General features: G+C 70.8%; 26 protein-coding genes, 1 tRNA gene and 3 pseudogenes. 17 read left to right on the top strand and 13 right to left on the bottom strand.

The annotated features are described in order from the left end of the window. Positions 1-86 precede the first annotated feature (86 nt). Positions 87-2,795, bottom strand: coding sequence for a D-alanyl-D-alanine carboxypeptidase (locus ACH4VX_RS16540; RefSeq protein WP_398368100.1), 2,709 nt, complete (start codon positions 2,793-2,795; stop codon positions 87-89). A 238-nt stretch (positions 2,796-3,033) separates the two neighbouring features. Here ACH4VX_RS16540 and ACH4VX_RS16535 point away from each other — a divergent pair, with 238 nt between their 5' ends. From ACH4VX_RS16535 to ACH4VX_RS16525, 3 genes are all read left to right on the top strand, one after another. Then, a complete protein-coding gene (locus ACH4VX_RS16535; protein ID WP_398368099.1) occupies positions 3,034-3,789 on the top strand; it encodes a GPP34 family phosphoprotein in 756 nt (251 codons plus the stop codon). A gap of 300 nt (positions 3,790-4,089) precedes the next feature. Then, entirely contained in the window at positions 4,090-4,947 is an 858-nt protein-coding gene (locus ACH4VX_RS16530; RefSeq protein ID WP_398368098.1) for a helix-turn-helix domain-containing protein, read from the top strand. A 226-nt stretch (positions 4,948-5,173) separates the two neighbouring features. Continuing rightward, the gene (locus tag ACH4VX_RS16525) at positions 5,174-5,365 is read left to right on the top strand and encodes a DUF397 domain-containing protein (RefSeq protein ID WP_398368097.1); all 192 of its coding nucleotides are present in this window, start codon (positions 5,174-5,176) and stop codon (positions 5,363-5,365) included. A 114-nt stretch (positions 5,366-5,479) separates the two neighbouring features. On the opposite strand, the pseudogene ACH4VX_RS16520 reads toward ACH4VX_RS16525, so the two are convergent. Together ACH4VX_RS16520 and ACH4VX_RS16515 are read right to left on the bottom strand one after the other, a co-directional pair. Next, positions 5,480-6,362: pseudogene (locus ACH4VX_RS16520) on the bottom strand (MerR family transcriptional regulator). Positions 6,363-6,424: 62 nt separating this feature from the next. Next, positions 6,425-6,934 (bottom strand): glutathione peroxidase, encoded by a 510-nt coding sequence (locus ACH4VX_RS16515; protein ID WP_398368096.1) that lies wholly within the window; start codon positions 6,932-6,934, stop codon positions 6,425-6,427. Between the two features lie 87 nt (positions 6,935-7,021). Between ACH4VX_RS16515 and ACH4VX_RS16510 the strand changes: the two genes are divergently transcribed. Beyond that, positions 7,022-7,717: a Crp/Fnr family transcriptional regulator gene (locus ACH4VX_RS16510; RefSeq protein WP_398368095.1), complete on the top strand. Its 696-nt coding sequence runs from the start codon at positions 7,022-7,024 to the stop codon at positions 7,715-7,717. Here ACH4VX_RS16510 and ACH4VX_RS16505 read toward each other — a convergent pair. Next, positions 7,714-8,244 carry a hypothetical protein gene (locus ACH4VX_RS16505; protein ID WP_398368094.1) on the bottom strand — a complete coding sequence of 177 codons (531 nt, stop codon included), beginning with the start codon at positions 8,242-8,244 and terminating at the stop codon, positions 7,714-7,716. The genes ACH4VX_RS16510 and ACH4VX_RS16505 overlap by 4 nt on opposite strands. A gap of 320 nt (positions 8,245-8,564) precedes the next feature. Here ACH4VX_RS16505 and ACH4VX_RS16500 point away from each other — a divergent pair, with 320 nt between their 5' ends. Genes ACH4VX_RS16500 through ACH4VX_RS16485 form a run of 4 tightly spaced genes read left to right on the top strand, consistent with a single transcriptional unit; the run spans position 8,565 to position 14,276 of the window. Further along, complete coding sequence (locus tag ACH4VX_RS16500; protein ID WP_398368093.1) at positions 8,565-9,311, top strand: hypothetical protein; 747 nt, start codon at positions 8,565-8,567, stop codon at positions 9,309-9,311. Between the two features lie 19 nt (positions 9,312-9,330). After that, on the top strand, positions 9,331-11,400 hold the full coding sequence (locus ACH4VX_RS16495) for a hypothetical protein (protein ID WP_398368092.1): 2,070 nt from the start codon (positions 9,331-9,333) through the stop codon (positions 11,398-11,400). A 7-nt stretch (positions 11,401-11,407) separates the two neighbouring features. Beyond that, on the top strand, positions 11,408-12,937 hold the full coding sequence (locus tag ACH4VX_RS16490; protein WP_398368091.1) for a hypothetical protein: 1,530 nt from the start codon (positions 11,408-11,410) through the stop codon (positions 12,935-12,937). Then, entirely contained in the window at positions 12,927-14,276 is a 1,350-nt protein-coding gene (locus ACH4VX_RS16485; RefSeq protein ID WP_398368090.1) for a DUF4407 domain-containing protein, read from the top strand. The genes ACH4VX_RS16490 and ACH4VX_RS16485 overlap by 11 nt, the downstream gene beginning before the upstream one ends. A 222-nt stretch (positions 14,277-14,498) precedes the next feature. Here ACH4VX_RS16485 and ACH4VX_RS16480 read toward each other — a convergent pair whose 3' ends face one another. Further along, positions 14,499-14,786: a DUF4190 domain-containing protein gene (locus ACH4VX_RS16480; protein ID WP_398368089.1), complete on the bottom strand. Its 288-nt coding sequence runs from the start codon at positions 14,784-14,786 to the stop codon at positions 14,499-14,501. Between the two features lie 366 nt (positions 14,787-15,152). Here ACH4VX_RS16480 and ACH4VX_RS16475 point away from each other — a divergent pair, with 366 nt between their 5' ends. The 4 genes from ACH4VX_RS16475 (at position 15,153) to ACH4VX_RS16460 (ending at position 17,948) form a co-directional block, all read left to right on the top strand. Then, complete coding sequence (locus tag ACH4VX_RS16475) at positions 15,153-15,524, top strand: hypothetical protein (protein ID WP_398368088.1); 372 nt, start codon at positions 15,153-15,155, stop codon at positions 15,522-15,524. Positions 15,525-15,624: 100 nt separating this feature from the next. After that, the gene (locus ACH4VX_RS16470) at positions 15,625-16,491 is read left to right on the top strand and encodes a helix-turn-helix domain-containing protein (protein WP_398368087.1); all 867 of its coding nucleotides are present in this window, start codon (positions 15,625-15,627) and stop codon (positions 16,489-16,491) included. Positions 16,492-17,221: 730 nt separating this feature from the next. Then, positions 17,222-17,491 carry a type II toxin-antitoxin system Phd/YefM family antitoxin gene (locus ACH4VX_RS16465; protein WP_398368086.1) on the top strand — a complete coding sequence of 90 codons (270 nt, stop codon included), beginning with the start codon at positions 17,222-17,224 and terminating at the stop codon, positions 17,489-17,491. Then, positions 17,481-17,948 carry a type II toxin-antitoxin system VapC family toxin gene (locus ACH4VX_RS16460; protein WP_398368085.1) on the top strand — a complete coding sequence of 156 codons (468 nt, stop codon included), beginning with the start codon at positions 17,481-17,483 and terminating at the stop codon, positions 17,946-17,948. Before ACH4VX_RS16465 ends, ACH4VX_RS16460 begins: the two co-directional genes overlap by 11 nt. Positions 17,949-17,966: 18 nt before the next feature. Here ACH4VX_RS16460 and ACH4VX_RS16455 read toward each other — a convergent pair. Next, positions 17,967-18,233 (bottom strand): annotated as a pseudogene (locus ACH4VX_RS16455) (LLM class flavin-dependent oxidoreductase); the annotation flags it as partial. A 148-nt stretch (positions 18,234-18,381) separates the two neighbouring features. Between ACH4VX_RS16455 and ACH4VX_RS16450 the strand changes: the two are divergent. Continuing rightward, positions 18,382-19,164 carry a helix-turn-helix domain-containing protein gene (locus tag ACH4VX_RS16450; RefSeq protein WP_398368179.1) on the top strand — a complete coding sequence of 261 codons (783 nt, stop codon included), beginning with the start codon at positions 18,382-18,384 and terminating at the stop codon, positions 19,162-19,164. Here the strand turns inward: ACH4VX_RS16450 and ACH4VX_RS16445 are convergent. Further along, positions 19,143-19,565: a hypothetical protein gene (locus ACH4VX_RS16445; protein WP_398368084.1), complete on the bottom strand. Its 423-nt coding sequence runs from the start codon at positions 19,563-19,565 to the stop codon at positions 19,143-19,145. The two genes, ACH4VX_RS16450 and ACH4VX_RS16445, sit on opposite strands and share 22 nt — an antisense overlap. 310 nt (positions 19,566-19,875) lie before the next feature. Next, positions 19,876-20,181, bottom strand: coding sequence for a hypothetical protein (locus tag ACH4VX_RS16440; protein ID WP_398368083.1), 306 nt, complete (start codon positions 20,179-20,181; stop codon positions 19,876-19,878). Between ACH4VX_RS16440 and ACH4VX_RS16435 the strand changes: the two are divergent. From ACH4VX_RS16435 to ACH4VX_RS16420, 4 genes and pseudogenes are all read left to right on the top strand, one after another. Next, a pseudogene (locus tag ACH4VX_RS16435) lies at positions 20,159-20,332 on the top strand (hypothetical protein); the annotation flags it as partial. The gene ACH4VX_RS16440 and the pseudogene ACH4VX_RS16435 overlap by 23 nt on opposite strands. Before the next feature lie 12 nt (positions 20,333-20,344). Beyond that, positions 20,345-20,440 (top strand): integrase, encoded by a 96-nt coding sequence (locus tag ACH4VX_RS16430; RefSeq protein WP_398368186.1) that lies wholly within the window; start codon positions 20,345-20,347, stop codon positions 20,438-20,440. Between the two features lie 513 nt (positions 20,441-20,953). Next, entirely contained in the window at positions 20,954-21,226 is a 273-nt protein-coding gene (locus tag ACH4VX_RS16425; RefSeq protein WP_398368082.1) for a hypothetical protein, read from the top strand. Beyond that, positions 21,223-21,651 (top strand): type II toxin-antitoxin system VapC family toxin, encoded by a 429-nt coding sequence (locus ACH4VX_RS16420; RefSeq protein ID WP_398368081.1) that lies wholly within the window; start codon positions 21,223-21,225, stop codon positions 21,649-21,651. Before ACH4VX_RS16425 ends, ACH4VX_RS16420 begins: the two co-directional genes overlap by 4 nt. Positions 21,652-22,321: 670 nt before the next feature. Here the strand turns inward: ACH4VX_RS16420 and ACH4VX_RS16415 are convergent. From ACH4VX_RS16415 to ACH4VX_RS16395, 5 genes are all read right to left on the bottom strand, one after another. Next, positions 22,322-22,732 (bottom strand): VOC family protein, encoded by a 411-nt coding sequence (locus tag ACH4VX_RS16415; RefSeq protein ID WP_361743209.1) that lies wholly within the window; start codon positions 22,730-22,732, stop codon positions 22,322-22,324. Between the two features lie 76 nt (positions 22,733-22,808). After that, positions 22,809-23,168 carry a helix-turn-helix domain-containing protein gene (locus ACH4VX_RS16410; RefSeq protein ID WP_016825257.1) on the bottom strand — a complete coding sequence of 120 codons (360 nt, stop codon included), beginning with the start codon at positions 23,166-23,168 and terminating at the stop codon, positions 22,809-22,811. 897 nt (positions 23,169-24,065) lie between these two features. Beyond that, positions 24,066-24,138: transfer RNA gene (locus ACH4VX_RS16405), tRNA-Arg, on the bottom strand. 223 nt (positions 24,139-24,361) lie between these two features. Further along, positions 24,362-24,523 carry a hypothetical protein gene (locus tag ACH4VX_RS16400; RefSeq protein WP_398368080.1) on the bottom strand — a complete coding sequence of 54 codons (162 nt, stop codon included), beginning with the start codon at positions 24,521-24,523 and terminating at the stop codon, positions 24,362-24,364. A 176-nt stretch (positions 24,524-24,699) separates the two neighbouring features. Further along, positions 24,700-25,992: a M6 family metalloprotease domain-containing protein gene (locus tag ACH4VX_RS16395; protein WP_398368079.1), complete on the bottom strand. Its 1,293-nt coding sequence runs from the start codon at positions 25,990-25,992 to the stop codon at positions 24,700-24,702. Positions 25,993-26,217 lie beyond the last annotated feature (225 nt).

The following is a 26,217-nucleotide window of genomic DNA, read 5'->3' as shown; positions in this document are numbered from 1 at the left end:
TTGCCTGCCCGTTTCGTGACGCTAGCACGCAGCCCGGCGGCCGTCGCCCGGGTGGGCGGCGGCCGCCGGCTCCGCATGGTCCTGGATCAGGTGAGACGCGTCAGCTTGTCCGTGAAGCCGGGCTCCACGAGGTCTTCCTGCAGGGCGACCGGCACCTTGACGGCGCCGCTCGTGCCGTCGCCCACGGTGAGCGTGCCCACCTCGGTGCCGGCCTTCGCGGTGTGCGGCAGCTCCTCCCCGGCGAACGTCAGCTTCACCGACAGGCCCGCCCAGCCGACGGCCTTGACGTCCTCGGTGACGGCGACGGGCGTACGGCCGCCGAGGCCGTCGTCCGCGTACCCGACGACGGTGCCCTTCTTCAGGATCGTCGCCGACTCCAGCACGTCCTGCGCGGCCCGGATCAGCTGGTCGCCCGCGGCCAGGGCACCACCCAGGATCGTGTTGTCCGAACCGCCCTCGGGCTGGCGCACCACCGCGCCGATGATCCGGTGGGTCTCGCCGTCGACGTCCTTCTTCGCCGCGAAGGTGAGGTTGCCGAGCGCGGAGGTGGTGGTGCCGGTCTTGATGCCCACGACGTCGTTGTGGCCGACCAGGCGGTTCCAGTTGCCGTGCTTGACGTTCTTGTAGTCGATGTACTCCATCATCGCGGCGACCTCGCGGAAGGCGGGCTGCTTCATCGCGGCCTTGGCCAGCTTCACCTGGTCCACGGCGGTGCTCACGGTGGTGTCGTTCAGACCCGAGGGGTCCGTGTACGTCGTGTCGGTCATGCCGAGGTCCTTCGCGGCGGTGTTCATCTTCTGGACGAACGCCTTCTCCGAACCCGCGTCCCAGCGGGCGAGCAGCCGCGCCACGTTGTTCGCGGACGCGATCAGAATGGCCTCGATCGCCTCCCGCTGGGAGATCTCGTCACCCGCCGTGACGTTGACGGTCGACTCCTGCCCGGCGTCGGACTGCTTCTCGGCGAGCTCGTCGACCTTGATCATCGGACCCTCGGCGCCGCTCTTCAGCGGGTGGTCGCGCAGGACCAGGTAAGCCGTCATGACCTTGGCGACACTGGCGATCGGTACGGGCTTCTGCTCGCCGGAGGAACCGAAGGTGCCGATGCCGTCGACGTCCAGCGCGGCCTGCCCCTTGGCCGGCCACGGGAGGTCGAGCTTGTCGCCCTCGAAGGTGTAGCTCTCCTCGGCGGTGAGCACCAGGGTGGGCGCCGGGAGCGAGCGCACGTTCTGCACGACCGCGAAGACGATCACCAGCAGCAGGACCAGCGGCGTCCAGATCTTGACGCGCCGCACGGCGGTCCGCAGCGGAGTCTGCGGGGGCGGCGGGGTGTTGGTCAGCTCGGCCAGCAGATCCAGCGGCGGTCTGGGCGGCAGCGGCTGCTGCGTGGTCCGCTCGGGGCCGACCTGCGGGAGCGAGGTGGTGGCCCCGGCGGGAGCGGTGGGGGCGGCGGGCGGCTTGCGGACGCCGAGGTCGTCGTCCCGCTTGAGCGCGACGAACTTGCTGGTCCGCTCGGCCTCGACCTCGGCCTCGCGGCCCGCGCCGCCCAGCTTGAGCATGGTGGTGGGCTGATCGACGGCGGGCGCGGAGGGCCGCCCGGTCCGGAACACGGCGGTGGGCTGATCGACGGGTCCCTTGGCCTTCGGACGGCCGTCCCGGCCGGTTCCGGCCTCGGGGGCGTCACCCGCCGGCTCGTCGTCGGAGCCCGCGCCCGCGAGGGCGTCGGACTCCGCCGTACCGTCGGCCGCCCCGCCCTCCGGCACGTCCCGGTCGCGGGAGGCGTCACCCGCGAAGACGCCGGACTCCGACGCGTCCGCGCCCGCCCCGGCGCCCTCGGGCGCCTCCTCGGCGCGGGAGACGTCGGCTGCGGCGGTGTCCTCCCCGGCACTCCCGGGCCGGCCCCGGTCGCGGGAGGTGTCGTCCGTGGTCTCCGGGGCGTCCGTGTCCGTGCCGGTCCCCGTGGTGGCCCGGGAGGCGTTCCCGGGCCCGTCCTGATCACCGGAGGCGTCGTCCACGGTGACGCCCTCGGCCGTACCGGCCTCGGAGGCGTCCTCGGTGGCGGCGGGCGTCTCGGGGCCGTCCTCGGCCTCGCCCTTCGGCTTCGTGGCGGCAGCCGTCCGTCCGGAGGCGTCCTCGGCGTCATCACGCGCGTCGTCCGCGTCACCGGACTCCGGCTGCACCCCGGGCCCGTCCTGATCACCGGAGGCGTCGTCCTCGGTGGCGCCCTCGGCCGTACCGGCCTCGGAGGCGTCCTCGGTGGCGGCGGGCGTCTCGGGGCCGTCCTCGGCCTCGCCCTTCGGCTTCGTGGCGGCAGCCGTCCGTCCGGAGGCGTCCTCGGCGTCATCACGCGCGTCGTCCGCGTCACCGGACTCCGGCTGCACCCCGGGCCCGTCCTGATCACCGGAGGCGTCGTCCTCGGTGGCGCCCTCGGCCGTACCGGCGTCCGAGGCGTCCTCTCGTTCCCCGGCGGCAGCCGTACCGGCGTCCGAGGCGTCCTCGGTGTCGGCGGTGGCGCCCTCGGAGCCGGTCCCGGATTCGTCCGGGTCCGCCGAGCGGACCCACGCGGCCACCGCCTCGCGCAGGCGGCCGGACTCGGCACCCTCACCCGCGGGTGCGCCGTCGCGCGCCGACAGCACACGGGTGGCCGTGTCGACGTTCCCGCGGCCCTCCGAGGGCTCGGCCTCGCGGCTCACCGCCCACCGGGGATCCCGCTTCTCGGGAACCGGACTCGCGCTCCCCGACGTCGGTTCTGCCGACGACTCGCGCTGCTTCGACCTGTCGGGGGACTCGCCCGCCACCGATGCCTCCTCCATGTGCCGCACGCCCCGCGTGCGCCAACCGAACCGTGAACCGCCCGCCCACGACAGCACTCCGCAGCGCTGTCCGAACCATGTACCAGTGTCCTGTGTGCGGACTTCCCCCACGTGGTAGACGAGAACGACATAGGTACTGGTTCCACTACGAACCGGTCACGCACCCTCGACAGACCAATGTGAGAGGGGTCACCCTGTCAGACATCCACGCGGGGAGGCATGGATGGGCAGGAGCCGCAGAACAATTCCGGAGGAGCTTCTGCTGCTCGCATTGGACCCGACCACGGGTACCACTGCGCAGCCGCAGTCGCTCGACCTCGGTCTGGCCGGAGCACAGCTAGTGGAGCTGGCGCTGGCCGGACGGATAGCCCCAGACGGGGATCGTATCGCCGTGGTGGTGCCACGGCCGACTGGAGACCCAACACTGGACTGCGCGTTGGAGTTGCTGCGAAGGCGCGGTGCTCCCGTACGGGCGGTCCACTGGATCGGCGGGCCGCGTCTCGGGCTGCGCCAGACCTATCTCTCGCATCTGGAGCGGTGCGGCATGGTGCACGCCGTGGCCGGACAGATGTGCGGGGTGCTGCCGACGACTCGCTACCAGGCGACGGACACCGAGATCAGCCGGGAGATCAGGGCCCGGCTGGACTCCGCGATCCGCACCGGCGTACCGCCGGACCCGCGGACCGCGGCGCTCGCCGCACTGGCGCACGCGGTCGGCCTCGGCAAGCACCTGTACCCGGGGAACGAGGGGCGCTCCTCGCGTTCCCGGTTGCGGGATCTGATCCGGCACGACCCGATGGGCGGACTCGTCGCGCACGCCGTGATGGACGTCCAGAACGGCGCGGCGGCCCAGCCGCGCCGCAGCCCCGCTCCGGCAGGCCGGCAGGCCCCCGCCGGCGGCCGGGGCGCACCGGAACCCGCCCGAGGCGTTCCGGCGCAACCGCACCACGGATCCATGGCACGCGCCGTGGCCCACTGAGCCGCACGTCCCCCAGGGCCAACGGCACGGCACGGCCGACGGATCCACGGCCGACGGACCCGGTCACGGGAGCCGCAGTCCGGGCGGGGCGAGGAGAACGCACGGGTTCCCCTCGCCCCGCCCGGCGCACCCGCGGCCCGCTTCGGCGTGCGCCCGCACCCGCCACCACACCGTGAAGTGGCGTGTACCCGTCGTATATCCACAGTTTCCCAGCGGCAGGAAGCGCCTTGGTGGCAGTCTGCTCCACAGCAGACACGCAAAGTGGCAAGTACGAGGCACGCAGCCGGAGGTGCACGTCCCGTGGCGTCCAATGTCAATCCCACCGTCAGGCGGCGCCGGCTGGGCCAGGAGCTGCGCCGGCTCCGCGAGGTCAAGGGCATGACCGCCGAGGAAGTGGCGGAACGGCTGCTGGTGTCGCAGTCGAAGATCAGCCGCCTGGAGAACGGCAGGCGCAGCATCAGCCAGCGTGACGTCCGCGATCTGTGCGGGGTCTACGAGGTGGAGGACCAGCGGATCGTCGAGTCGCTGATGCAGATGGCCAAGGACTCCCGCCAGCAGGGCTGGTGGCACGCCTTCGGCGACATCCCGTACAGCGTCTACATCGGTCTGGAGACGGACGCGGAGTCGCTCCGTGTCTACGAACCGCAGATCATCACCGGCCTGCTGCAGACCCGCGCGTACGCCGAGGCGATCGTCCAGGGCGGTTCGCCGGAGTCGTCCGAGCAGGACAACGACAAGCGGGTCGAGGTCCGGTTGCGCAGGCAGAGCCGGATCACCGCCGAGAAGGACCCGCTGCGGCTGTGGGTGGTGCTGGACGAGGCGTCGCTGCACCGGGTCGTCGGGAGCCGGCAGGTGATGCGGGAACAGCTGGAGCACGTCATGGAGTTGTCCCAGCTGCCGCACATCACCGTGCAGGTGCTGCCGTTCGAGGTCGGCGCGCACGCCGGCATCAACGGCCAGTACTCGATCCTGGAGTTCGCCGACGCGGCCGATTCCAGCGTCGTCTACATCGAGGGCGTCACCAGCGACCTGTATCTGGAGAAGCCGCACGATGTGCAGAAGTACACGGTGATGTACGAGCACCTGCGGGCCCAGTCGCTGAACGTGGACCAGTCCCGGCAGCTCGTCGAGCGCCTCGCGAAGGACTACGCGCGCTGAGGGCCGACCAGGCGGCGGCGGGATGGTACACCGCTGACATGCCGGACTGGAAGACTCACCTGGTATATGCCACCCGGTCGAGTGAACGACTGCTCCGAAAGAAGATGTTGGCGAGTAGCGTCGATCACGCCAACCACCAGCGAGGGTTGGCGAAATCCGTTCTGCGGGTCCACGCCGGAACACGCAGGCCGGTGACAGCAACTCAGCATCTGGCTACGGAGCGAACATGGCAATTCGTCTGGGCGCCACGGAAACGTGGACGACGTCCTCCTACACCAACAACAACGGCGCGTGCGTGATGGTCAGGTCGACCACCGGGGCGGCGCTGGAACTCGGGGACACCAAGGTCCCCGAGGGCCCGAAACTGGCCTTCCCCGCGGACGCGTGGAGTGTTTTCGTGGCCTCGGTCAAGAGCTGACCGGTCCGGCGACCGCCCACCGGGCGTCACCGGACCGCCGTGCGCGCCACCGACAGGGCCCTCTCGACCGGTCCGCCGTCCCAGCCGAGAGGGCTCGGCCCGCGCCCTCTCGGCTCAGCCCGCCGTACGGGCCACCGGGAAGGCCACGTCGCACACCGGGTCCTCGGGGCCCGCGGCGTCCCAGTCGGCGAAGTACACCTCCCGGCAGGGGCCCGCCGGCGTCAGCGCCTCCGCCCTCATCCACTCCTCCACCGCCTCGAAGGCGGCCAGGATCTGCGGATGTGCCACCTGCGCCTTGGTGATCCGGGTGCGGGCCGGCCGCAGCGCCGGCTCCACCCGCACCGCCGTCCCCCGGACCCGGCCCCGCCGACCCGCCCAGGCGCGTGCCGCCGCCTCGTCGGCGACCGGCACGCACGCCTCCGCGGGGCCGTCGCTCTCCGTGGACACCTCGGCGTGATACGCCACGAACGGCACACCGGCGACACCCCCGCACTCCCGGGCCGCCTCCTCCAGCCGGCCCAGCGAGGCCCCGATCCACGCCGGCAACTCCTCCGCCAGCACGTGCCGCTCCTCGGTGACCAGCACCTGCGCCGGTACGTCCACCGTCTCGACCACGAACTTCCCGTACATCTCGGAGCTCCTCCCCGACAACCGTCCACGGAGGTATGCCGCGAGCGTCCGCTGCCCGGCGTGCCGCGCCTCGACGTCCGCCCAGTAGGCGGCGAGCCGTCCGGCGGCCGTCGCACCGTCGTCCGCGTCGACGACCTCGGCGATCCGGGCCAGCGGCATGTCCAGCTGCCGCAACAGCGCCACCAGCCGGGCGTGTTCGACCTGACCCGGTCGGGTAGGACCGGTAGCCGGTGGTCTCGTCGACCCGTGCCGGGGCCAGCAGCCCCAGCCGGTCGTACAGCCGCAGCGCCTTCGCCGACAGCCGTGCCCGTGCCGCGAACGCCCCGATGCCGATCAGTTCCTCGTCCACGTCGACATCCTCCGTCACCGGACGGCCTCTCCGCCCGGTGACGGACACGCTCACCCCTGCCCCAGGGGCAAGGTCAACGGTCAGCCGATCGCCTTCTCCACCGCCGACACGACCTCCGCCGACTCCGGCTCGGTCTGCGGCGAGAACCGGGCGACGACCTCGCCGTCCCGCCCGATCAGGAACTTCTCGAAGTTCCAGCGGACGTCCCCGCTGTGCCCCTCGGCGTCGGCGAAGCCGGTCAGCCGCTCGTACAGGGCGTGCCGCCCGTCCCCGTTGACCTCGACCTTCTCGGTCATCGGGAAGGTCACGCCGTACGTCGCCGAGCAGAACTCGGAGATCTCCTCCGCGCTGCCCGGCTCCTGCCCGAGGAACTGGTTGCAGGGCACGCCGAGCACGGTGAAGCCCTGCTCCGCGTACCGCTCGTGCAGCCGCTCAAGACCGGCGTACTGCGGGGTCAGCCCGCACTTGGAGGCCACGTTCACGACGAGCACGGCCCGCCCCGCGTACTGGGCGAGACCGGCGGAGCCGCCGTTCAGCGCGCCGATCTCCACGTCGAGGGGAGAGGTGCCGTCGTTCTCTGCAGTCGTCATGAGCGCGAGCCTAACCCCATGGCGCCGGGCCGGACGGAGGGGCAGGATCGGTGTGGTCACCGAGAGGTCGGGGGGACCGCCGTGCCGATGCCGTCGTACAGCTCCGTCGCGTGGCCCGCGCGCAGTCTGCTGGGGAGGCTGCCGCTCCAGGCCCGGCGGGAGCTGCTCGCCCTGGGCGTGGAGACCCGGTTCGAGGCGGGGCAGGTGCTGCTGAGCGAGGGCGCGCACGACCGGCACGCCCTGCTGCTGCTGTCCGGCTTCGCCAAGGTGACCGCGTGTGTGGAGAACGGGGAGGCGTCGCTGCTCGCGGTGCGGGTCGGCGGGGACACGGTGGGCGAGATGGCGGCCATGGACGGGGCGCCCCGCTCGGCCACGGTGACGGCGTGCGGGCCCATGACCGCGCGGGTGCTCCAGCCGGGCGTCCTGCGGGCCCTGCTGATGCGGCGCCCGGACGTGGCCATCGTGCTCACCGGGATCGTCGCCGACCGGCTGCGCTGGGCCAACCGCCGGCGCCTGGACTTCCGTGGCTATCCGGTCAAGGTGCGGCTGGCCCGGCTGCTGGTGGAGCTGGCGACGACCTACGGGCACCCCGTGGGCGACGGCATGGTCCTGGGCTGCCGGCTGACCCAGCCCGAGCTGGCCGCGCTCACCGGGGCCGCGGAGACGACGGTGCACAAGGGGCTGCGTGAGCTGCGCGGGGAAGGGCTGCTGGAGACCGGCTACGGATCGACGGCCATCCGCGACCTGCCCCGGCTGAGACGGATCGCGGACCTCGCCCCCTAGGACAGCAGTGGCCGTAGCACCACCAGCAGTCCGGCGCTGACACCCATCACCGCCGTGCACACCACCGCCCCCGTCAGCCACCGGTACTTGCTCACCGCCACCCCGGCCAGGAAGCGAACGGTCTGCGACAGCTCCCCCCGCTCCCGCGTCGCTTCGGCCTCCGCACCGTCACCCGGCGGGGCGGACGGCAGGATGTCCGGGCCGGTCGCCAGGTGGACGAAGCTGTAGCGGTTGGCGCACCCGGGGCGCAGCACCCGAGGGCGCAGGGCGGCGGCGAGGAAGCCCGCGCCGGCGAACAGTCCGCCCAGGAACAGCGCGAGCAGCGCGCCCGCGAGCACCCCCGGCGCTCCGCCGTCCCGCACGGCGTGCAGGGCGGGCCCGCTCCACCAGCCGGCGGTGCCGACCAGGGCCGCCTGGACGGCGGCCAGGACACCGGCCTTGGCGTCCGCGTGCTGGTGGGTGGTCTGCAGCGCGGTGAACATGTACTGCGCCGGGCGGCTGTCCCGGTCGGCTCCGGTGGACGGCATACGGACTCCTGCGGTCGGTGGTCGGCTCCCGCTCCCCATGAGAAGCCGCCTCGCGCGCGACGATCCGGCATTTCTGCGGGATCACGGGTGACTTGTTCTCGCCCCCGCCCACCGGAACCCGCCCGTCACTTCCGTGGCCCGCTGTATGTTTCGCACCCTTCCGCATCCCGTATTTAGACGGGGTTTCCCCCTGGGCGAGACGTGTACCACTGGCGTACCGGCGTCCGCACGGCTCGGGGGAGCGGGCGCCGGTGTGCCACGGAGTCCCCGGATACGTACGTCCCGGGTGTGACTCCACCGAAAGAACGGGGAGTTCGAGCATGGGTACCTTCCGTCGCAGGCTGCTGCTGGCGGTCGACGCCAAGGGGTACGGCCGCGTCGACGTCGTGACGCAGCGGCAGTTGCAGGAGGCCATCCAGAAGCTGCTGGTGGTTTCGGCCGACGCGTCGGGGCTGGAGCGGGAACGCTGGGAGACGCAGGTGGGTGGCGACTCGGTGCTCGCCGTGCTGCCGGAGGGCTCCTCCGAGCCGCACCTCGTCGACACGTTCATGCGACATCTGGACGCCGGTCTGCGGGAGTTCAACCACGGCCGGGTGCGCGAGGCGTGGCTGCGGCTGCGGGTGGCCGTGCACTTCGGTTCGGCCGCACCGGCCGCCAACGGCTTCGAGGGGCGGGCCCCGGTCGAGATCGGCCGGATGCTGGACAGTGCCGCGCTGCGCTCGGCCCTGGACGCGGCCCCGGACGCCTGCATGGCCCTCGCGGTCTCCTCGACCGTCTTCAACGACGTGATCCGTGAGGCGTACACGACGATCCGGGCGCAGGAGTTCCACGAGGTGCGGATCGAGGAGAAGGAGTACGCGGGACGGATATGGATCCGGGTGCCCGGACACGACGGGCAGGCATCCGGTTCCGGCACCGTCGTCGAGCCCGCGCAGGGGGGTGCGAAGGGTGGTGAAGTGCCGGACGCGCGCCCCTCGAATGCGTCAACTGCCCGTGGCGACACGGTAGTTCAGGTCATTTCCGGAACCGTCCACGCGCCGGGTGCCGTCTTCGGGATCTCCAAGTGACGCGGAGTGATGACTGAGGATGGACGAGGAACAGAGCGAGCGGGGACCCGGAGAGGCCGCGGGGGCCGACGAGCCCCAGGACGGGCGGAGTGCCCCGGAACAGCCCGACGCGGCGGCCCCGGACACTCCTGCGGCGGCCCCCGTGCAGCACAACCGTGTCAACCAGTACTTCTACGGAGCCCTCGACGCACCCGGCGCCCACTTCGGCATCGGCGTCGGTGACTTCGCCAACGCCCGCCGCCGTGCCGTGGGCCGGCTGGACGCGGGCGAGGCGGACGCGCTCCTCGCCCCGTACGTCGAACCCCGCTGCTTCGAGGAGGCCGCCCGTGCCCTGGGGCAGGAGGGAGTGGTGGTGCTCGTCGGCCCGCCCGGCATCGGCAAGCGGTCCGCGGCGGTGGCGCTCGTCGCGAAGGCCGCCGAGGGCACGGAGTACGTGGTGCTCTCACCCGGCCGGAGCCTGGAGGACCTCGCCGACGGGCGACGCATGGCGTTCGAGAAGGGCATCGGCTATGTGCTGATCGACCGCATGCACGAGGCCGCCTCGGGCACGGCGGACTTCGACTGGCGGCGCGTCCGGGACGCCGTCCGGGACGCCGACGCCCACCTGGTGATCACCACCGTGCACCCGGTGGAGGGCGACGCCCCCGGCTCCGTACGCCATGTGCCGTGGCAGCTGCCGGACCTGGCCGCCGTACTGCGGGTGCGGCTGCTGCGGGCGCGGTGCGCCGCGGACACCGTCGAGCGGGCCGTGGCCGGCCTGCCGGGCGGCTGCGGGGTCGCGGAGGTCGCCGAGGCGGCCGGGCGGATCGCCCGCGGCGCCGACCCCGACGAGGTCTGGCAGGAGTACGGCAGTGGCGCGGCGGAACCGGTACGGGAGTGGTTCGCCGCCGGGCGGGAACCGCGGGAGTGGGCCGAGGTGACCGCGCTGTCCTTCGTCACCGGCGCCGGCTACCGCGACTTCGAGACCTGCCAGGAGCGCCTGGAGGAATGGGTGGCGCCCACCTTCCCGGTGCTGGCGAACGACGAGGAGACGGCCGCCGCCCACCGCCGCGACGCCGACCGCCGGCTGTCCCTGGGCCGCAACACCCTGGTCGCCGTGGAGGAGCGCAAGGACGGCGCCCTCACCCGCGGCGCGCTGGTCTTCGCCCACCCCCAGTACCGGCCGTGGGTGCTCCGGGAACTGTGGGCGAAGCGCTCCACGGCGTACTGGAACGGCGTACGCGACTGGCTGACCGAACTCGTCGGCGCCCAGCCCGGCCTCGGCGTGCAGCTGTCCGTCGCCTCGGGGCTCGCCCTGCTCACCCGGCCCGCGTTCGACGAGGTCGCCGAGAACTACCTGCACCCCTGGGCGGGCGGTGTGGCCGGACCGGCGGGGCAGTCCACGGCCACTCTGGTGCTGCAGTGCATGTGCCTGGACGAGGGCCTCGCCGCCACCGCGCTCGCCGTGGGCCGCGACTGGGCCCGCTCGCCGGAACCGGCGCTGCGGTCGACGGCCGCGGCGGCGTTCAGCGGGGCGCTCGGCGTCCGGTTCCCCACCGACGCCGTGAACGTGCTGCTGCGGCTGACCGGCCGCTCCGAGGAGGCGATGCTCGCCCTGGCCGGCCTGGTCGCCCTGCTCCTGGAGTGCGGCGAGGACACCGGCGCGGTGCTGCGGCCGCTGGCGTACCGGCTCAGGGCCCTGCGCACCACGCTGACGGGACACCACAAGGAGACCGCCCTCGACACCCTCCAGACCCTCCTCGGGGCCCGCGACTCCACGACGGGCCGGCTGGTGGGCGCCTCGCTGCTGGTGGGCGCCCCCGGGCAGAGCGACCGGGTCGCCGAACTGTGGGCGGGCGCGCTGGAGAACCGGCCGCGCCGGGGATGGGCGCTGCGCGTCCTGCACGCCACCCTGCGCGACCTGACCGCCGTGACGACCGAGCCGGACCCGGTGGCCGAGCGCTTCGGGCGCTCCCTGGGCGCCGCCCTGACCCCTCGGGAGCGGCAGCACCTCGTCACCGCCCTGCGGATGAGCGCCGCGCGTTCCGCCCCGGCGGCCGCCGCCCTCACCGACATCTTCCTTACCGCCGTACTGAGCACGGAGGACTGACACAGGTATGGCCGAGAACTATCCCCTCGTCGAGCAACGGGAGTACCGGCGGCCGGAGAAGCGGGTCGGCTGGCTGAACAAGCGCAGCGTGCGCGACGAGGACGAACTGCCCCTGATCGCCGCGCACCAGGTGCGCGTCTTCCGGGTCGGCGAGGACTACGTCGAGGACCCCGGGCATCTGCGGCCCGACGACCCGCTGGTGACCGCGGCGAGCTCCGTCACGGTCGTCGACCGGCGGGTCGAGGTCCCGGTCGTGGTGGAGACCCGCATCCCGTCCGCCGAGGCGGGCGACTTCACCGTACGCACGACCTTCTACTGCACGGTGACGGATGCCTGCGCCGTCGTACGTGACGGCGTCACCGATCTCGAGGCCCTGCTGCTCGGCCACCTGCGCGAGGTCCCCGGGCTCACCGAGGACGGCAGTGACCTGCCGGTCGTCGACTCGGACGCCGTAAGGGAACGGATCGACGCCCGGCTGACCGCCTACCACGAGATGCGGCCCGCCCCGCTGTCCGGGCTGCGGGCCCGGCACGGACTGGTCGAGGTCCTCACCCCGGCGGAACTCGCCGAGGACATCGCCAAGCTGCAGGAGGAGCGCCGGCAGCGGGAACGCGACCTGGTCAGGCAGGACTGGGAGCAGGAGACCGCCCTGAAGCGCTCCCTGCTGGAGACCGAACTGGAGCTGAAGCGCGAGAAACTGCGCAACACCAGCGCCCTGCACAGGGAACGCAACCGGCAGGAGGAGGAGCTGGAGAAGGAGTACGGCCGCCAGAAGCACGAGAAGCTGCTCGCGCGGTTCCGGTACGAGTCCGGCACCGAGGACCAGCAGCACGAGCTGGCGCGGCAGTCCGAGCGCAACCGCTTCAACCGGGACCAGCTCAGGGAGGACGTCCGGCTGATCGGCGCCGACCCGATCCTCGCCGACTTCAACGCCTGGCGGCAGGGAGACATCAGCGCCGACGAGCTGTCCCGGCGGCTGCACGCGGACGACGAGCGCCGGGCCGAGCTCACCGACCGGCGCCGGCGGGCCGAACTGGAGGACGAGCTGACGCGGCGCGGCTTCGACCGGGACGAGGTGCGCTGGCAGGTGGAGCAGGACGACCGGCGCAAGGAGCTCGAACGCCAGATGCGGCGCGAGGAGACGACCGCGGGGCAGCGCGAGGAGAGCCGCCGCTGGGACCTGGAGCACGAGGACCGGACGCGGGCCCGCAACGAGGCCCGCGAGGACGCCCACCAGCTGCAGCGGGACCACCACGAGCTGCGCCGGGAACAGCTCGCCGCCTGGACCGGGCTGAGCAAGCAGGCCTTCGAGCGCGGACTCTTCGACGGCCAGCTGAGCGACCCCGGCGCACACATCAACCGGGTCCAGGACATCTCGTACGACGAAGGCCGGCCGACGCCGGAACGCGGCACCGGGCGGGAGGTCCCGGGCACCGCCCCGAGGAGCATCCCCCGGGGCGAGCCCGCGGGCTTCGACGAGGACGACGCCGACCTGGACCTCGGAGGCACCGACTCGGAGGCGAACCTTGGCCACTGACACACCGCTGCGCCTCGCCGACAGCGCGCCCTTCGACGACGACCCGGGCGCCGGCCGCCCGGTCCCCATGACGCGCACCGGCCCCGGGACGCGGCTGCGCCGCCTGATCGGCGTCGACGAGGCGCTGCTGTCCTGGGTGCCGGAGGAACGCACCCGCTACACCTGGTACGGAGCGCTCGTCCTCAACACCGCGCTGCTCGGCGCCCTCTCCATGTCGCTGGCGCTCGGCAGCTTCCGCTCCGACCTGCCGCTGGTGGCGGTGCTCGGGGTCGCCGTGGTCTGGTTCTGGGTGGTGCTGGCCATGGACAGCTGGCTGGTGTCCAGCACCCACGGCACCACGGTCAAGAAGTGGTCCCTGGTGCTGCGGCTGTTCCTGTCCGTGCTCCTCGGCCTGTTCATCGCCGAGCCGATCCTCTTCCAGATCTTCGACAAGGAGATCCGCCAGGAGATAGCCGTCGGCAACGAGCAGAAGGTGGCCGACTACCGGGGCCTGCTCGTCGCCTGCAACCCCACCGGCGGCGAGTCCACCGTGGCCCGCCCGGAGTGCGCCCGCTACCAGCTCAAGGTGGCCGGCTCCCCGGCCGAGCTGGCGGAGCAGATCAAGAGCAACAAGGCCGGCATGAAAACCCTGCAGAGCCGGGTCACCGAGATCAACAAGACGCTCGACGGCAAGATGGCCACCGAGCAGCGGGAGTGCGGCCGGGACCACTGGATCCGCAAGGGCGGCGGCTGGGACGTCACCATCACCTGCGAGCGGGCCCGCGAGGACGCCTCCTCCTACCGCACGACCAGCAAGATCGAAACGTACGAGAAGCAGCTCGCGGGCATGCGGGACAAGGCGGGGACCCTGGAGGCGAGGAAGAACCGGGCCGCCGACGCCTACCAGCCCCTGCTGCAGAAGGCCGTCGACGCCAAGACCCGGGAGAGGGCCGGCGGCCTCGACTCGGAGGGCATCCTCACCCGCGCGCACGCCCTGCGCACGGTCGCGGACTCCGACGGCTTCGCCCTCTTCATCACCGTCGTCCTGCACCTGCTGCTGCTGTCCCTGGACGCCCTCCCGGTCCTCGCCAAGTTCATGAGCGGTGCCACGATGTACGACCGTCTCCTCGGCTCCCGTTTCGACACGAGCCGCCGGCTGCACACGGAGGAACTCCAGGTGCAGCAGGCGTGCGTGCGGATGGAGCACGAGGTGCGCCGCCACCGGGTGGAGCAGGACACCAACGAGCGTATGCGCCGCACGGAGCACGAGTACCAGCGGGCGCAGGCGGAACGAGCGGCGCGGGAGCGGACGGAACTGGAGGAACGGATGACCCGGATCATGCGGACGAGGAGGGCCTGAGCGCCATCGTCCCCGCCCACGCGGTCGGCGCCCGGTTCCTCGACGTCCGTACCCCGATCGGCACCGGCAGCGTCCCCCCGCACCCCGGCGCGGTCCCGGCGTACCGCTCGCCGCACGGCTGAACGCGGATGCTCCGGTCTCTGTGGCCACGGCGGAACAGGGGAGTGCGGGTGGGTACCCGGTACCCACCCGCACGCACGGACTCGTCCTCCCGCGGGGCCACTAGCCGCCCACGTACCAGCTGAACCCGCCGTTGTTCGCGGCGACGATCAGGAGTACGAGCCAGAGGACCACGTCGACGATGCCGAGGATGATGCCGGCCTTCGCCATCCCGGCACCGTTCTTGACCGACGCCTGGCGGCGGGCGACGGCACCGAAGACGATGGCCAGCGGGCCCAGGACGATGTTCAGGACGAACAGGCCGACGACGCCGCAGCACAGACTCGCGATCGCCAGGCCGTTGGTGCGCGAGCCGGAGGACGCGGCGGAAGAGCTGCCGTAACTCGTCATTGGATACTCCCGGTTGTCGGTTGCACGGACCGAACGGGTCGCAACTTCCTTGCTCTTGACTTGCTGTTCCGAATGCCCCCTCGCCGCACTCCCATGTCAACTGTCCGAATCGGGGGCCCTGTCGGACCCCCGTCGGATCCTTCGCGTACGGCGCCTCCGCCGCCGGCACCCGCGCGCTCTCACCCCCGCTCCGGGCGCGTCCGGAGGGCCTGCGACCGGACGGCACGCCGCCCCTGCCGCCACCGGCGGCCGTGCCCGCACCGAGTGGGCGGGGCCGCACGCACGGCCTCCTCACGGACATCCACCACCGCAGCCCCGCGGAGCGAACCGGTGCCGGACGACCCGGGGGACGGGCAGGATGACCTCATGACGAAACTGCCCGCACAGAAAGTCCGTCGCGCCTCCTCCGGTTCGGTGCTGTCGCTGTGGTCGCAGGACTCCGTGCTGTCGATCGGATCGGTGGGTTCGGTGCTGTCCGTGGGCTCCGTGGGGTCGGCCCTGTCGGTCGCCTCGATCGGAAGCGCCCTGTCGGTCGGCTCGATCGGGTCCTCCCTGTCGCTGATCTCCACCGGCTCCTGGCTGAGCACGGGATCGCTGTTCTCCGCACAGTCCCGGTGGTCGGTGCTGTCCTGGCGGTCCACGCGCGGTTTCCTGGCAGTGGGAGCGGTGGGGGCGGCGGCCGGAGGCGCCCTGCTGCTGGCCCAGACGCTGCACAGGGCGGAGACCGGCACCGCGTGACCCGGACCGGCCGTGGCCGATCGGATCGGGCACGGAATGTCGGGTCGGGGAGGGGGTCCGCTCCCTAGCGTGGTGAGCGCGAAAGAGGAAGGGGACCGGAGTGCTGGAGCGTCTCAACCAGACCCTGGAGTACATCGAGGGCCGTCTCGACCGGCAGGTCGACGTGACCGAGGCGGCCCGCATCGCGGCCACCTCGGAGTACCACCTGCGCCGGATGTTCTCCGCGCTCGCGGGCATGCCGCTGTCGGAGTACGTACGGCGTCGTCGGCTCACGGTCGCGGGTGCCGAGGTGCTCGCGGGGCGGCAGTCCCTGCTGGACATCGCGGTGCGCTACGGCTACGGCTCGGGCGAGGCGTTCGCCCGGGCGTTCCGCGCCATGCACGGCATCGGGCCGGGTGAGGCCCGGCGCACCGGTGCCGCACTCGTCTCCCAGCCCCGGTTGACCTTCCGCCTCACCGTCGAAGGGAGCAGCAGCATGCGATACCGCGTAGTGGACAGGACGGACTTCGATGTCGTCGGACTCAAGGCCCGGGTGCCGCTGGTGCACAGCGGACCGAACCAGGCCATCATCGACTTCGTCCGCGGGATCGACCCGCGGACGACGGAACGCCTGGAGAAGCTGTCGGACCAGGAGCCGCAGGGCATCGTCGCGGTCTGCGACGACCTGGACCCGAGCCGCGCCGAGGGCACCGAACTCGACTACTACCAAGGGGTGATCACGACAGCGGGCGCCCCCGAGGGCACCACGACGCTCCACGTCCCGGCCGGCACCTGGGCGGTCTCCACCACCTCCGGCCCGGCCCCGCAGGCCATCCAGGAGCTGTGGCGGGACGTGTTCACCCAGTGGTTCCCGTCCAACCCGTACCGCAGCCGCCCCGGCCCGGAGATCCTGCGCACCAGCCTGTCCCCCGACGGGACCGAAGCCGACGCCGAACTGTGGCTCCCGGTGGAACGGGACCACGACTGAAGCCGGCCGAGGGGGAATCCGGTGATGTCGGGCCCGTGCCGGGGCGGCGCGTCCCGATCCCGATGACGGGCATTCGGAGGTTGTTTCCGCCCGAGGAGGTCCGGTGCCCATGACCGCTCCCATCGCCTACAAGGGACTTGAGCTGATGCCCACGTGGTTTGTCGTCGTGGCCGTGGTGCTGGCTGCGATCGGAATAGTCCTGGCCTGGCGACGGGGACGCTGACGGCCGGTCCACGAGCCGTCGTCCGTCAGCTGCCGGTGGCGCCGGACCCCGGTCCTGGGACCTGCCGACCGTCCTCGTCCTTGCCAGGCCGATCACGGGAGTCGGTGGCATCGGCCGGCCCGCCGAAGTGGCCGGCCGAAGCCGCCACGCCGACCGCCCCGGCTCGGACCGCGGTGCGCGAACATGCCGCGAACGTTTGAGACACCTCACGGACACCCGAGGCGGTCCACTGCTCGCGCAAGGCCACCTGCCGACGCCGGTAGGTGGCCTTTCCCCTGTGTTCCGGCAGGATTCGAACCTGCGACGCCCGCTTTGGGAGTTCTCCCCGGCCAGGTCCGTGACCCGTGCAAACGTCGACCGCGGGACGGCCGACCTGGTCGGACACCCCTCCGTGGTTCTCGCGTATGCGCGAGGTTTCCCGTTCTCATGTGTGCTGGATCCGTTCCGGCGGGAGCTGCCCGCGGGATGGGGTGCCACCAGGTAGCACCTGGTGCTACCGTGGTCGGTATGAGCGTTCAGCCCGAAATCACCCAGCGGGATCTGCGCAACCGGTCCCGAGAGATCATGGACGCCATACAGGGCGGCCAGTCGTTCACCGTCACCAGGGACGGACACCCGGTCGGTCAGCTCGTCCCCCTGAGGCGACGCCGCCGGTTCGTCTCCCGCCAGGAGTTCGCCGCGCTGTCCAGGACCGCTGCCGGCATCGACCTCGACTCGTTCCGAGCCGACCAGGACGCCACGGCCGACACCTGCCTCGACGATCCCTATGCCCGCTGACCGCTTGACGTACGAGCAGGGACTCCTCGACACCAACATCATGATCCTGCGCAGGTGGGTGGCTCCCGAGGAACTGCCGGACGAAATGGCGATCACCGCCATCACCCTGGCCGAATTGTCCGCCGGCCCGCACGAGGTCCGTCGCAACGACGAACAGAGCGCCTACGACGAACACGCCGAACGCGCCCGCAGGCTCGACGTCCTCCAACGCGCCGAGCACGAGTTCGACCCCATCCCCTTCGACGCCGACGCGGCCCGCGTCTACGGCCGCATCTGTGCGGCAGTGATCAGCGCCGGCCGCAAGCCGCGCCGCCGGGTGGCCGACCTGATGATCGCCGCCATCGCCGTGGCCGAGGACCTTCCCCTCTTCACCACCAACCCCGACGACTTCAGGGGGCTGGACGATCTCCTCACCGTCGTGCCGGTCACCCGACCGAAGGTGCCCCACGAAGGCTGATGCCGGGGCGTCGGGTATTCAACGTACTTCGTGGTGAGAGCGTGGTACGGACACGGTCAGCCGGCCATCGGACAGCACGTCGATCGACCCAAGTGACTGCGCGGCCTGGATCGGCCGACGCGGGAACGGCATCAGCGCAGCCGTACCCGGCGTCACGGTCTCGGTCACCGGGGCGAGCGCGGCCGGCATCGTGAGGGCCTCGATGCGCGGGCTGATCAGGGAGTCGTTGACGAAGAACGAGGAGAAGCCCAGGCGTTCGGCCCGGCGGCCGAAGCCAAGTAGCTCACGAGGGTCGTCGGCCGGGCCTCATTGGGCGGTTCCGGTCGGAAGCAGTACGCCGATGTCCATGCCGGTGATGTTCGCGACCGGTGCGGATGGCGGCAATTCCCTGGGGGGAATGGCCTGGGACCCTCCCCACCGTTACAACTGGCCCGTGGACTTTCCTCATGCGCTTCGCGAACGTCGTACCCGCCGTCATCTCAGCCAGCTCGACCTGGCGCTGAGGGCGGGCACCTCCCAGCGGCACCTCAGCTTCATCGAATCCGGCAGGTCCGTCCCCGGCCGGAACATGGTCGTGCGCCTGGCCGAGTCGCTGGAACTGCCGTTGCGGGAGCGCAATGAGCTGCTGTTGGCCGCAGGGTACGCACCCGCCTATCCAGAGAGCGCACTCGCCGACCCGGTTCTGGCTCCCGTGCGCACGGCGATCGAACACATCCTTCGCGGACATCTGCCGTATCCGGCGCTGGTGGTGGACCGCGGCGGTGACCTGATCGCCGCGAACACCGCATTCGACCTGATCACCGAGGGGGCCGCCCCCGAGCTGGTCGGCCCAGGCACGAACATTTATCGTCTTGCGCTGCATCCCGACGGCCTGGCTCCCCGCATCCGCAATCTCGCTGAATGGGCCCGCCACATCCTGGCCCGCCTCGGCCACCTGGAGGAGTTGCGCGCCGAGCTCACCGGGTACGTTCCCCCACTGGATCCGTCCGCCGGGCTACTCGGTTTCGCGGTTCCGCTCCGTCTGCAGTCCTCGTACGGTGAGCTGCGTCTGATGACGACTGTGACCACCTTCGCCACCGCCGTTGACGTGACACTTGCCGAGTTGAAGCTGGAGGCGTTCCTGCCGACCGACGCGGCGACAGCCGAGGCACTCTCGGCGGCCTCCGGGCCGGTGGGCGCCTCTGCTTCAGTGGATCAGGCTCCCGGGAACATGTAGTCGGCCCTGATCCGGCCGTCGTCGTCGAGTACGAGAATGTCCAAGCCGCCGCCCACCACGTCGTCGGTTTCGGTGGACACCGTCTCCCAGCTGAACTTGACCACGCCGTTGAGGCGTACCGCATCGGTGCGGGCCCGGAAGGTGAATCCCTTTTTCTCGACGAACCGTTCGTAGCTTCGCGCCACTCGAGCCTCGATGGCGTCGTACCCCTGAGCCTCCAAAGTTGTGTGATCGAAGCCGAGTTCCGCGGCGATGTCCCTGATCTCCGCGGGTGGGTGAAGGACGTGGGTGCCGTTCACGGCCCACAGCTGTTCGATGGCCGCGCGCCGTTCGGCGGCGTCCGACAGTGTCCATTGGGTCATGTAGCGGTCGGCCAGGTACTGCGGGTCAATCTCGATCATGTGAAACTCCTTGCAGGGCATATCGCTTCGGACCAGATCCTGCGATGTGCAGCGACGGCCGACAATTCCCCGCAGGGAATGGTCCTTCGAGGCAGAGACGCCTGCGGTCGCACATGAGCTCACTGGATCAGTTCGATGTGGGGATGGTCCGGGGATGCCGGGCAGGCGTGGAGCTGGAGGTCGAAGCCGCCGAGGAGCGGCTATGCGCCTCGTTCTACCTGCCGCTGAGCAAATCCAGTCGCACGCGGCATTGGCGAGTGCTGCGCGAGGCAGGCCGGTCTACCTTTGATCTTGCGCAGTGCTCCGTCCTTCAAGGCGGAGGTGAAGCGCATCTCAGGACTGCTCCGACCTTGGCCGTGGGCACGGATCTGCACTGTTGGCCCGTGCCGACGACGGCCGTCACGCGGGGTGCTGAGCGTGGGCTGTAGTCGGGCATGAGGATTTCGCTCAGCTCCTTGTCCAGCGTTCCGGAGATCGCATGGGCCGGCGACCAGACGGCTCGGTCGTGCACGATCCCCTCGAGGTCGTCGGACTGGAACATGACTTGGTGGAGCCAGTCCGACAGCACGAACGCTTGATCGCGCGAGAGCCTGATGGTGATCGCTTCCTCGTCCACGCCCTCAACTGGCGGTGTCGTTGACCCAAGCTTCCGCGACGACTGGGGCAAGGCCCGGAAGACTGCGGGTGTCACGCCCGATCTGCACTTCCACGATCTCCGGCATACGGGCAACACGCTGGCTTCGACGGCCGGGGCCGGTACGTGGGAGCTGATGACGAGGATGGGACACAGCAGCTCCCGGGCCGTGCTGATCTACCAGCACATGACCAGCGACCGGGACCGGGCCGTCGCGGCTCGGCTCGGCTCGGGACCATGATCCGCGACGGCGGGGGACGGGTATCCGGCTAGGGGATGTGGCATCCGTGGCATTAGTGGCACGCGTGTGGCACGACCCCGAACGGGACGAAGGGCCAGCCCGGGAGGGAACCCCTCCTGAGCCGGCCCTTTTCTTTGCGCCCCCGGCAGAATTCGAACCTGTGACACCCGCTTCAGGAGTTTTCTCCGGGCGGGGCTGTGACCTGCGGAAACGCACTGCTCGACCCGTCTGGCCTGGGGAAGTACCCCTCCGTAGTTCTCACATGTTCGCGGGGTTTCCCGGCCTCATGTGTGCTGAATCCGTTCCGGTCAGCCATTGGGTTGGGTGTGGGTGCCTGATGCGGAACCTCACCGACGAGGACGACCGGGCGTACTCGGTGCGAGCTGCCGCTGTCGCTCAGCGGACAGGCTGACGGATGCCCCGCTCTCGTCCCAAAGCTGTGAGCGGGTAGGCGGGAACCCGTAGCCTGGGGCCAGCAGCAGTACGCAGCCTGTTCAAGCGGAAGGGATGCCGATGACCACAGCCCCGAGCGGCGTGCCTCACCCGCCGCCCCCGTCGTCGCACCCGCTGCGGACCGTCCGAGACATCCGGGAGTCCCTGCCTGAGGAGCAACGTCGGCACTTTGACGCAGAGCTCGCCGACACGGAGATCGAGGCACTGCCCGAAATGCTGCACCGCTGGGTGGCGCTGAGCAACGACGGCTTCGAGGAGTTCCTGCTCTCCCGGCCATTCGAGGGGCTGGAGTTCGGCGCCCGCTCCTACGACGAGCAGACGGACGCCGAGTGATCTACCTGTTCGACACCAACGTCGTCGCCGAGCTCACGACCCGGGCGAAGCCCGACCCCCGCGTCCTGTCCTGGTTCAAGTCCACGGCCCGACCCAACCGCTTCCTGAGCGTGATCACCGTGGCCGAGATCGAGGCCGGCGTTGCCGCCACCGCGGATCCCGTGCGGCAGGCCCGCTACGCCCAAGCTCTCGCCGTGGTACGGCACGAGTACCGTGACCGCATCGCGCCGATCGGCGAACCGGAAGCGGCCGCCTACCTCACGATCCACAAGACGCTCAAGGCCGCCGGCACCAGCATTGACCCACCGGACGCCCTGATCGCTGCCACTGCCCTGGCCAACGGCTGGACAGTGGCCACACGCAATATCAAGCACATGGCCCGAACGGGCGCTCTGGTGGTCAATCCGTGGGAGCAGCAACTGTAGGCGGCCGCAGCGCAGCGTCGCGTCCGTCCCTCCGACGAGGAGGGAGTGATCACCTGCACTGGAGACCTCGACTCTCTCCCGGCGGCGCCGGCTGTGGCCAGGTGAAGGAGAAATCCGGGGCCTCCGGCGACGCCGAGTCTGTTGTCACCCCGGCTTCCGGCGCCGATGAGCAGGCGCTTTTCCGCCCGCTGATCCGCCCCGTCGAGTCGGGGGAGGCGGCGGTGCAGCGGCGGGCCGTGTCCCCGCTGGATTCGCCGTGTCCCCGATCTGTCCCCGCGCACAGAGAACACCCCTCGGAAGACCACTTCCGAGGGGTGTTCGATGCTCCATGCCTGGTCAGACACTGTGCCCCCGGCAGGATTCGAACCTGCGACGCCCGCTTTAGGAGTTCGGCCCGTGCCTCTCCCTACCGCCACTGCTCACTGGCACGGCGGCCGGACAGGGGTGCTGAGGTACGACTCCGTCTGGTGTCGTTGATGTCAGCCGTGGATGTCGAAGACCTTCTGATCCGTAGCTCTGTGTGGATAGTTCCGCACCGGTCATGCAGGACCTCCGGGCCGCCAATGGGCGTCACTGTGGTCTGCTGCAAGTCGCTGCGGTTGCTGTACTTCTGTGCTGTACGCCGGACCCGAGGTGTGACCGTTCGTGGATGTCGAAGTGCCGGAGTGCTTCAGGCCTTCGGCTGGGTGAAGCGGATGCGGTTGCCGAAGGGGTCACGCAGACCGCAGTCGATCCCGTACGGACGCTCGGTGGGCTCCTCGGTGAACTCCACCCCCTTCTCGAGCAGCGTCTCGTAGGTCTTGCGGCAGTCGTCCGTGGTGAGGATGAGCCAGCCGCCCATGGCCCCCTTGGTCACCAGCTCGCGCACCTGCTCCGCCGTCTCCTCCGACATCGCCGGCGCACCCGGCTTCTCCAGAAGAATCTGTCGCTCGGGGTGACCCGGTACGCCGACGGTCAACCAGCGCATGAAACCCATGTCGACGTCTGCGGTGATCTCCAGGCCGAGCTTGCCGACGTAGAAGTCGATGGCCTCGTTCTGGTCGAGGACGTATATCTGTGACTGCGTGATGGCGTTGAACATGACACTGACACTAGCGATCAGCCAGGACGAGAACTTATCCAAAACTGCTCAGTGAGCAAGACGTTCTGTCGGCCGGTCAGGCATGCGGACGAGTCCACGCCATCGTGAAGCACGTCGGCACGCCCACGGCAACCGCTTCCTTGCGGTACGTCCGGGGCGACCGGCCGACGATGTCGCGGAACGTTCGGCTGAAGGTGCCCGGGCTGGTGAAGCCGACCTCGAAACTGATGTCCGTCACGCTGCGGTCGGTCTCCCGTAGCAGGAACATCGCCCGTTCCACACGGCGACGCTGCAGGTAGCGGTGAGGTGTCTCACCGAACGTGGCCCGGAAGGTACGCGTGAAGTGGGCCTGCGACACGTGTGCGACGCGGGCCAGGGCGGGGACGTCCAGCGGCTGCGCGTAGTCGCGGTCCATCACGTCACGCGCTCGAAGCATACGGCGATTGGTCTCTTCTGCAGCGCGGCTCACGGCACCATCTCATCACGGTCCACCCGGACAGGACCCAGGACGGCGGATCTTCCAGGACTTCCCAGGCCACCACTCACCCCAGCTCCCATCCCGTCCGCCGTCGACCCACACACCGTGGAGCAGGCGCGGTGCCGGGTGTCCAGGTGGAACGCGCCACTGTACGAACGGCCTGGACGCCCGATGCCGTGTCTGCTCGGCTCTGCCTGGGTCGACGGCGGACGGGATGGGAGCTCCCCGCGCCCGCCACACTCGGCCGGCACCCGCCCGTGGCGCCCCCGCTGTCTCGGAGCCTGAGCGCCCCCGCCGGAGGCATCTCCTTCACCGCGGCCCCGGCTGGGTGATCTCGAGCCTGATCTGCGTCTTCGTCGGCCGAGGAAGCGGGCGGCTACTCGACCGCAGGGCACCGGTATTGACCGTGGCTGACCCCTGCGTCTGGCACGGTCGTGGCACGGACCTCAGCCGACGACAGTCAGCCACGGCGGCGGGTGCGCCGACCGATCAGGTGCGCGTATGTCTCGCCGCACTCCCAGTGTCCTTAGCCACGCGCTACCGGTACGGCTGTTCTTGAGGAGCGTGATGAGCACCAGGGACAATGAGGGCATGAGCCCTGGGTTAAGTCGTGCAGCCGGCATCGTGACCATGGCGGTCGGCATCGCCGTTGCGTCATGGGTGGTATTCGGTCCCCCCGGAGACTGGGGAGGCGACATGCGGTGGGTACGTCACGGTCTTGCGTTGGGAACGCTGGGAGCGATCAGCATCGGCGCGAGACTGATGTTCCCTGAGACAGGCGAGGACGAGACCAGCACGGGGTAGCCGAAGGGGTCTCACCCATCAGAACTGGTGGGTGAGGCCCCTTCGAGACCGTGCCCCCGGCAGGATTCGAACCTGCGACACCCGCTTTAGGAGAGCGGTGCTCTATCCCCTGAGCTACGAAGGCGGGGCCTGATCGTGAGACGGTCCTGGGTGGGTGTCTCCGTCGGGCCCTGAGTGTCCTGGGCCGGCGGCCGCGGTGTGTGCCGCGGTGCTTGCCAGGGCGCTCGATCCACAGGGTACCGGATCGGTGCTGCGGCGAGTGCTGGTGCGGGGTGGAGGCGGGGAGCTCGACCTCGTCGGTGGTCCCGCCGGCTCGCGCCGACCTGCCGTGCTGCGGGGCGGGGTCGTCAGGTCTCGCCGAACAGTATCCAGAGCGCCATCAGGGCCAGGAATCCGGTCACTGCCAGTGCCGGGACGCCGAGGATCGCGGTGACCACCCCCCACCGGGTCCGTCCCCTGGGTGCCTCCGGCGCCCCGGACTTCGGGACTGTCCGCTGTGTCTCCGTCATGGAGCTCCCCTGTCGATTCGTAACTGCCTTGCAGAGCATTTCAGTTGGCATCGGTCCGCGGACCCCGGCCCGGCGATTGTCATCGATCGTGCCGCGTCGCACCATCTCTGCCGGCGCGCGACCGCACCGGCCGGTGGCGCCGAGGTCGAAAGGCCCGGCTTTCTCCGCGTCGGGGATCAGCTCTGCGACGTACGGGTCACCCGTACCCGGTACTCCTCCGCCTCCGCCGTCGTCACCGCCACCCGGATGCCCGCCCGGTGGTCCACGAAGCTCTCGCCCGGGGTGAACGTCGCGTCCGACAGTTCCGCGTGGATGTTGGGGGAGCGGGTGCAGCCGCCGCTGTCGCGGCGGGAGTCGTAGACGGTGATCGGGCCCATGCCGGTGTCCACGTTCGCGTCGACGCGGTAGACGAGGACGCCGGGGCGGCACACCGCCTCGTCGTTGCCGGCGCGGGTGCGCAGTTCGACGGCGTAACCGGAGTGGGCGCTCAGGGGGACGAAGACGAGTTTGGGGCCGCCGACCCGGGCCAGGGGGGTGAGGACGTACTCCCTCGTGCCCGGGCTCGCCGCGCAGCCGACCTGGGACGCGTCCAGCCAGCCCAGCTTCCACTTGTGCCAGGCGAGGAGGTCGTTGTTGGCGCCCCAGTCCTCGCTCATGATGTCCCAGTGGCCGACCGCGCCGCCGCCCTCGGCGGTGTACAGGTCGGGCAGGCCGAAGACGTGGCCGTTCTCGTGCGGCAGTACGCGGTAGCCGGTGCGGTCGTAGGAGCCGGAGCCGTCGTCCTGGCGGGAGTAGACGAAGGACGCGTTGGAGACGGGGACGCCGTCCGCGCTCGGGGCCTCCTTGTTGCCGGCGAAGGTGACGGACAGGACCGTGTCGAGGGCGGCGGGGCCCGCGTTGGGGGTGACCAGTACGTTCAGCAGGTCGTACGACTGGAAGTCCACTTCGGGATCGGCCTCGGCCACGATGTCGCGGACCAGTTCGCGGTAGCCGGGGTCGAAGGGGGCGCCGCGCTCTATGCCGTAAGCGCGGAACGACTTGGGCATCCGGAGCCAGTCGGGGACGGGGAGTTCGGGGCGGTAGTCGAGGCGGCCGTAGGAGCTGGTGGCGAACCACTCGCGGGTCTTGGGGAAGAACTCCCGGTAGCGGTCGAGGGCGTCGCCCTCGCCGGGCGCGTCGGAGAAGTCGATCATCAGGGTGAGGGCGCGGACCGTGCCGGTGGAGCGGGTGTAGCCGGGAGTCGTGGGGATGCTCTCGGACATCTGGACCTCGCGTTCCCCGCTGATCATGCAGGGGCCGTGCACGGAGGTGCGGGACAGGGCGCTGGGTCCGGCGCCGGCGGTGGAGGTGCCGGGGGAGAGCCGGCCGTTGCCGGCCGAGGTGCTGACCGCGAGGGTCAGGGCGGTCACCGATGCCAGGGCGGCCAGCCGGCGCGGGGATATCCGGCGTCGGCTCGGCTGCGGCTGCATGCGGGGACCTCCGCTCCACACGGCAGCCGCCGGTCTCCGACTGCACCCTCCCGATCACCCTGCGTCGCCGGGTGGGAGGGCGCCTGCTGGGAGGTCCGATCGTGGGGACGTACGGCCCGGACGGTGTGAGGCGGGTCACAGGAAAGGCGGTGTGAGGTGGGTCACAGGAAAAGGGTCCGGAGGAGGGAAATAACCGGGGATCGTTTCCCCGTTTAGACCTGTGTT

The sequence above is a fragment of the Streptomyces sp. NPDC020731 genome (assembly GCF_044334705.1).
GTDB lineage: Bacteria > Actinomycetota > Actinomycetes > Streptomycetales > Streptomycetaceae > Streptomyces.
The sequence above is the reverse complement of the archived record's forward strand: the minus strand, read 5'-3'. Positions and strand labels throughout refer to the sequence as shown.

Excerpts from the sequence above, each read along its gene's own strand:
- ACH4VX_RS16425 (WP_398368082.1), top strand. The coding sequence starts at position 20,954 with ATGACCACAGCCCCGAGCGGCGTGCCTCACCCGCCGCCCCCGTCGTCG.
- ACH4VX_RS16395 (WP_398368079.1), bottom strand. The coding sequence starts at position 25,992 with ATGCAGCCGCAGCCGAGCCGACGCCGGATATCCCCGCGCCGGCTGGCC.
- ACH4VX_RS16410 (WP_016825257.1), bottom strand. The coding sequence starts at position 23,168 with ATGCTTCGAGCGCGTGACGTGATGGACCGCGACTACGCGCAGCCGCTG.
- ACH4VX_RS16525 (WP_398368097.1), top strand. The coding sequence starts at position 5,174 with ATGGCAATTCGTCTGGGCGCCACGGAAACGTGGACGACGTCCTCCTAC.
- ACH4VX_RS16515 (WP_398368096.1), bottom strand. The coding sequence starts at position 6,934 with ATGACGACTGCAGAGAACGACGGCACCTCTCCCCTCGACGTGGAGATC.
- ACH4VX_RS16430 (WP_398368186.1), top strand. The coding sequence starts at position 20,345 with ATGGGACACAGCAGCTCCCGGGCCGTGCTGATCTACCAGCACATGACC.
- ACH4VX_RS16465 (WP_398368086.1), top strand. The coding sequence starts at position 17,222 with ATGAGCGTTCAGCCCGAAATCACCCAGCGGGATCTGCGCAACCGGTCC.
- ACH4VX_RS16500 (WP_398368093.1), top strand. The coding sequence starts at position 8,565 with ATGGGTACCTTCCGTCGCAGGCTGCTGCTGGCGGTCGACGCCAAGGGG.
- ACH4VX_RS16460 (WP_398368085.1), top strand. The coding sequence starts at position 17,481 with ATGCCCGCTGACCGCTTGACGTACGAGCAGGGACTCCTCGACACCAAC.
- ACH4VX_RS16495 (WP_398368092.1), top strand. The coding sequence starts at position 9,331 with ATGGACGAGGAACAGAGCGAGCGGGGACCCGGAGAGGCCGCGGGGGCC.
- ACH4VX_RS16490 (WP_398368091.1), top strand. The coding sequence starts at position 11,408 with ATGGCCGAGAACTATCCCCTCGTCGAGCAACGGGAGTACCGGCGGCCG.
- ACH4VX_RS16505 (WP_398368094.1), bottom strand. The coding sequence starts at position 8,244 with ATGCCGTCCACCGGAGCCGACCGGGACAGCCGCCCGGCGCAGTACATG.
- ACH4VX_RS16535 (WP_398368099.1), top strand. The coding sequence starts at position 3,034 with ATGGGCAGGAGCCGCAGAACAATTCCGGAGGAGCTTCTGCTGCTCGCA.
- ACH4VX_RS16415 (WP_361743209.1), bottom strand. The coding sequence starts at position 22,732 with ATGTTCAACGCCATCACGCAGTCACAGATATACGTCCTCGACCAGAAC.
- ACH4VX_RS16445 (WP_398368084.1), bottom strand. The coding sequence starts at position 19,565 with ATGATCGAGATTGACCCGCAGTACCTGGCCGACCGCTACATGACCCAA.
- ACH4VX_RS16475 (WP_398368088.1), top strand. The coding sequence starts at position 15,153 with ATGACGAAACTGCCCGCACAGAAAGTCCGTCGCGCCTCCTCCGGTTCG.
- ACH4VX_RS16400 (WP_398368080.1), bottom strand. The coding sequence starts at position 24,523 with ATGACGGAGACACAGCGGACAGTCCCGAAGTCCGGGGCGCCGGAGGCA.
- ACH4VX_RS16480 (WP_398368089.1), bottom strand. The coding sequence starts at position 14,786 with ATGACGAGTTACGGCAGCTCTTCCGCCGCGTCCTCCGGCTCGCGCACC.
- ACH4VX_RS16510 (WP_398368095.1), top strand. The coding sequence starts at position 7,022 with ATGCCGTCGTACAGCTCCGTCGCGTGGCCCGCGCGCAGTCTGCTGGGG.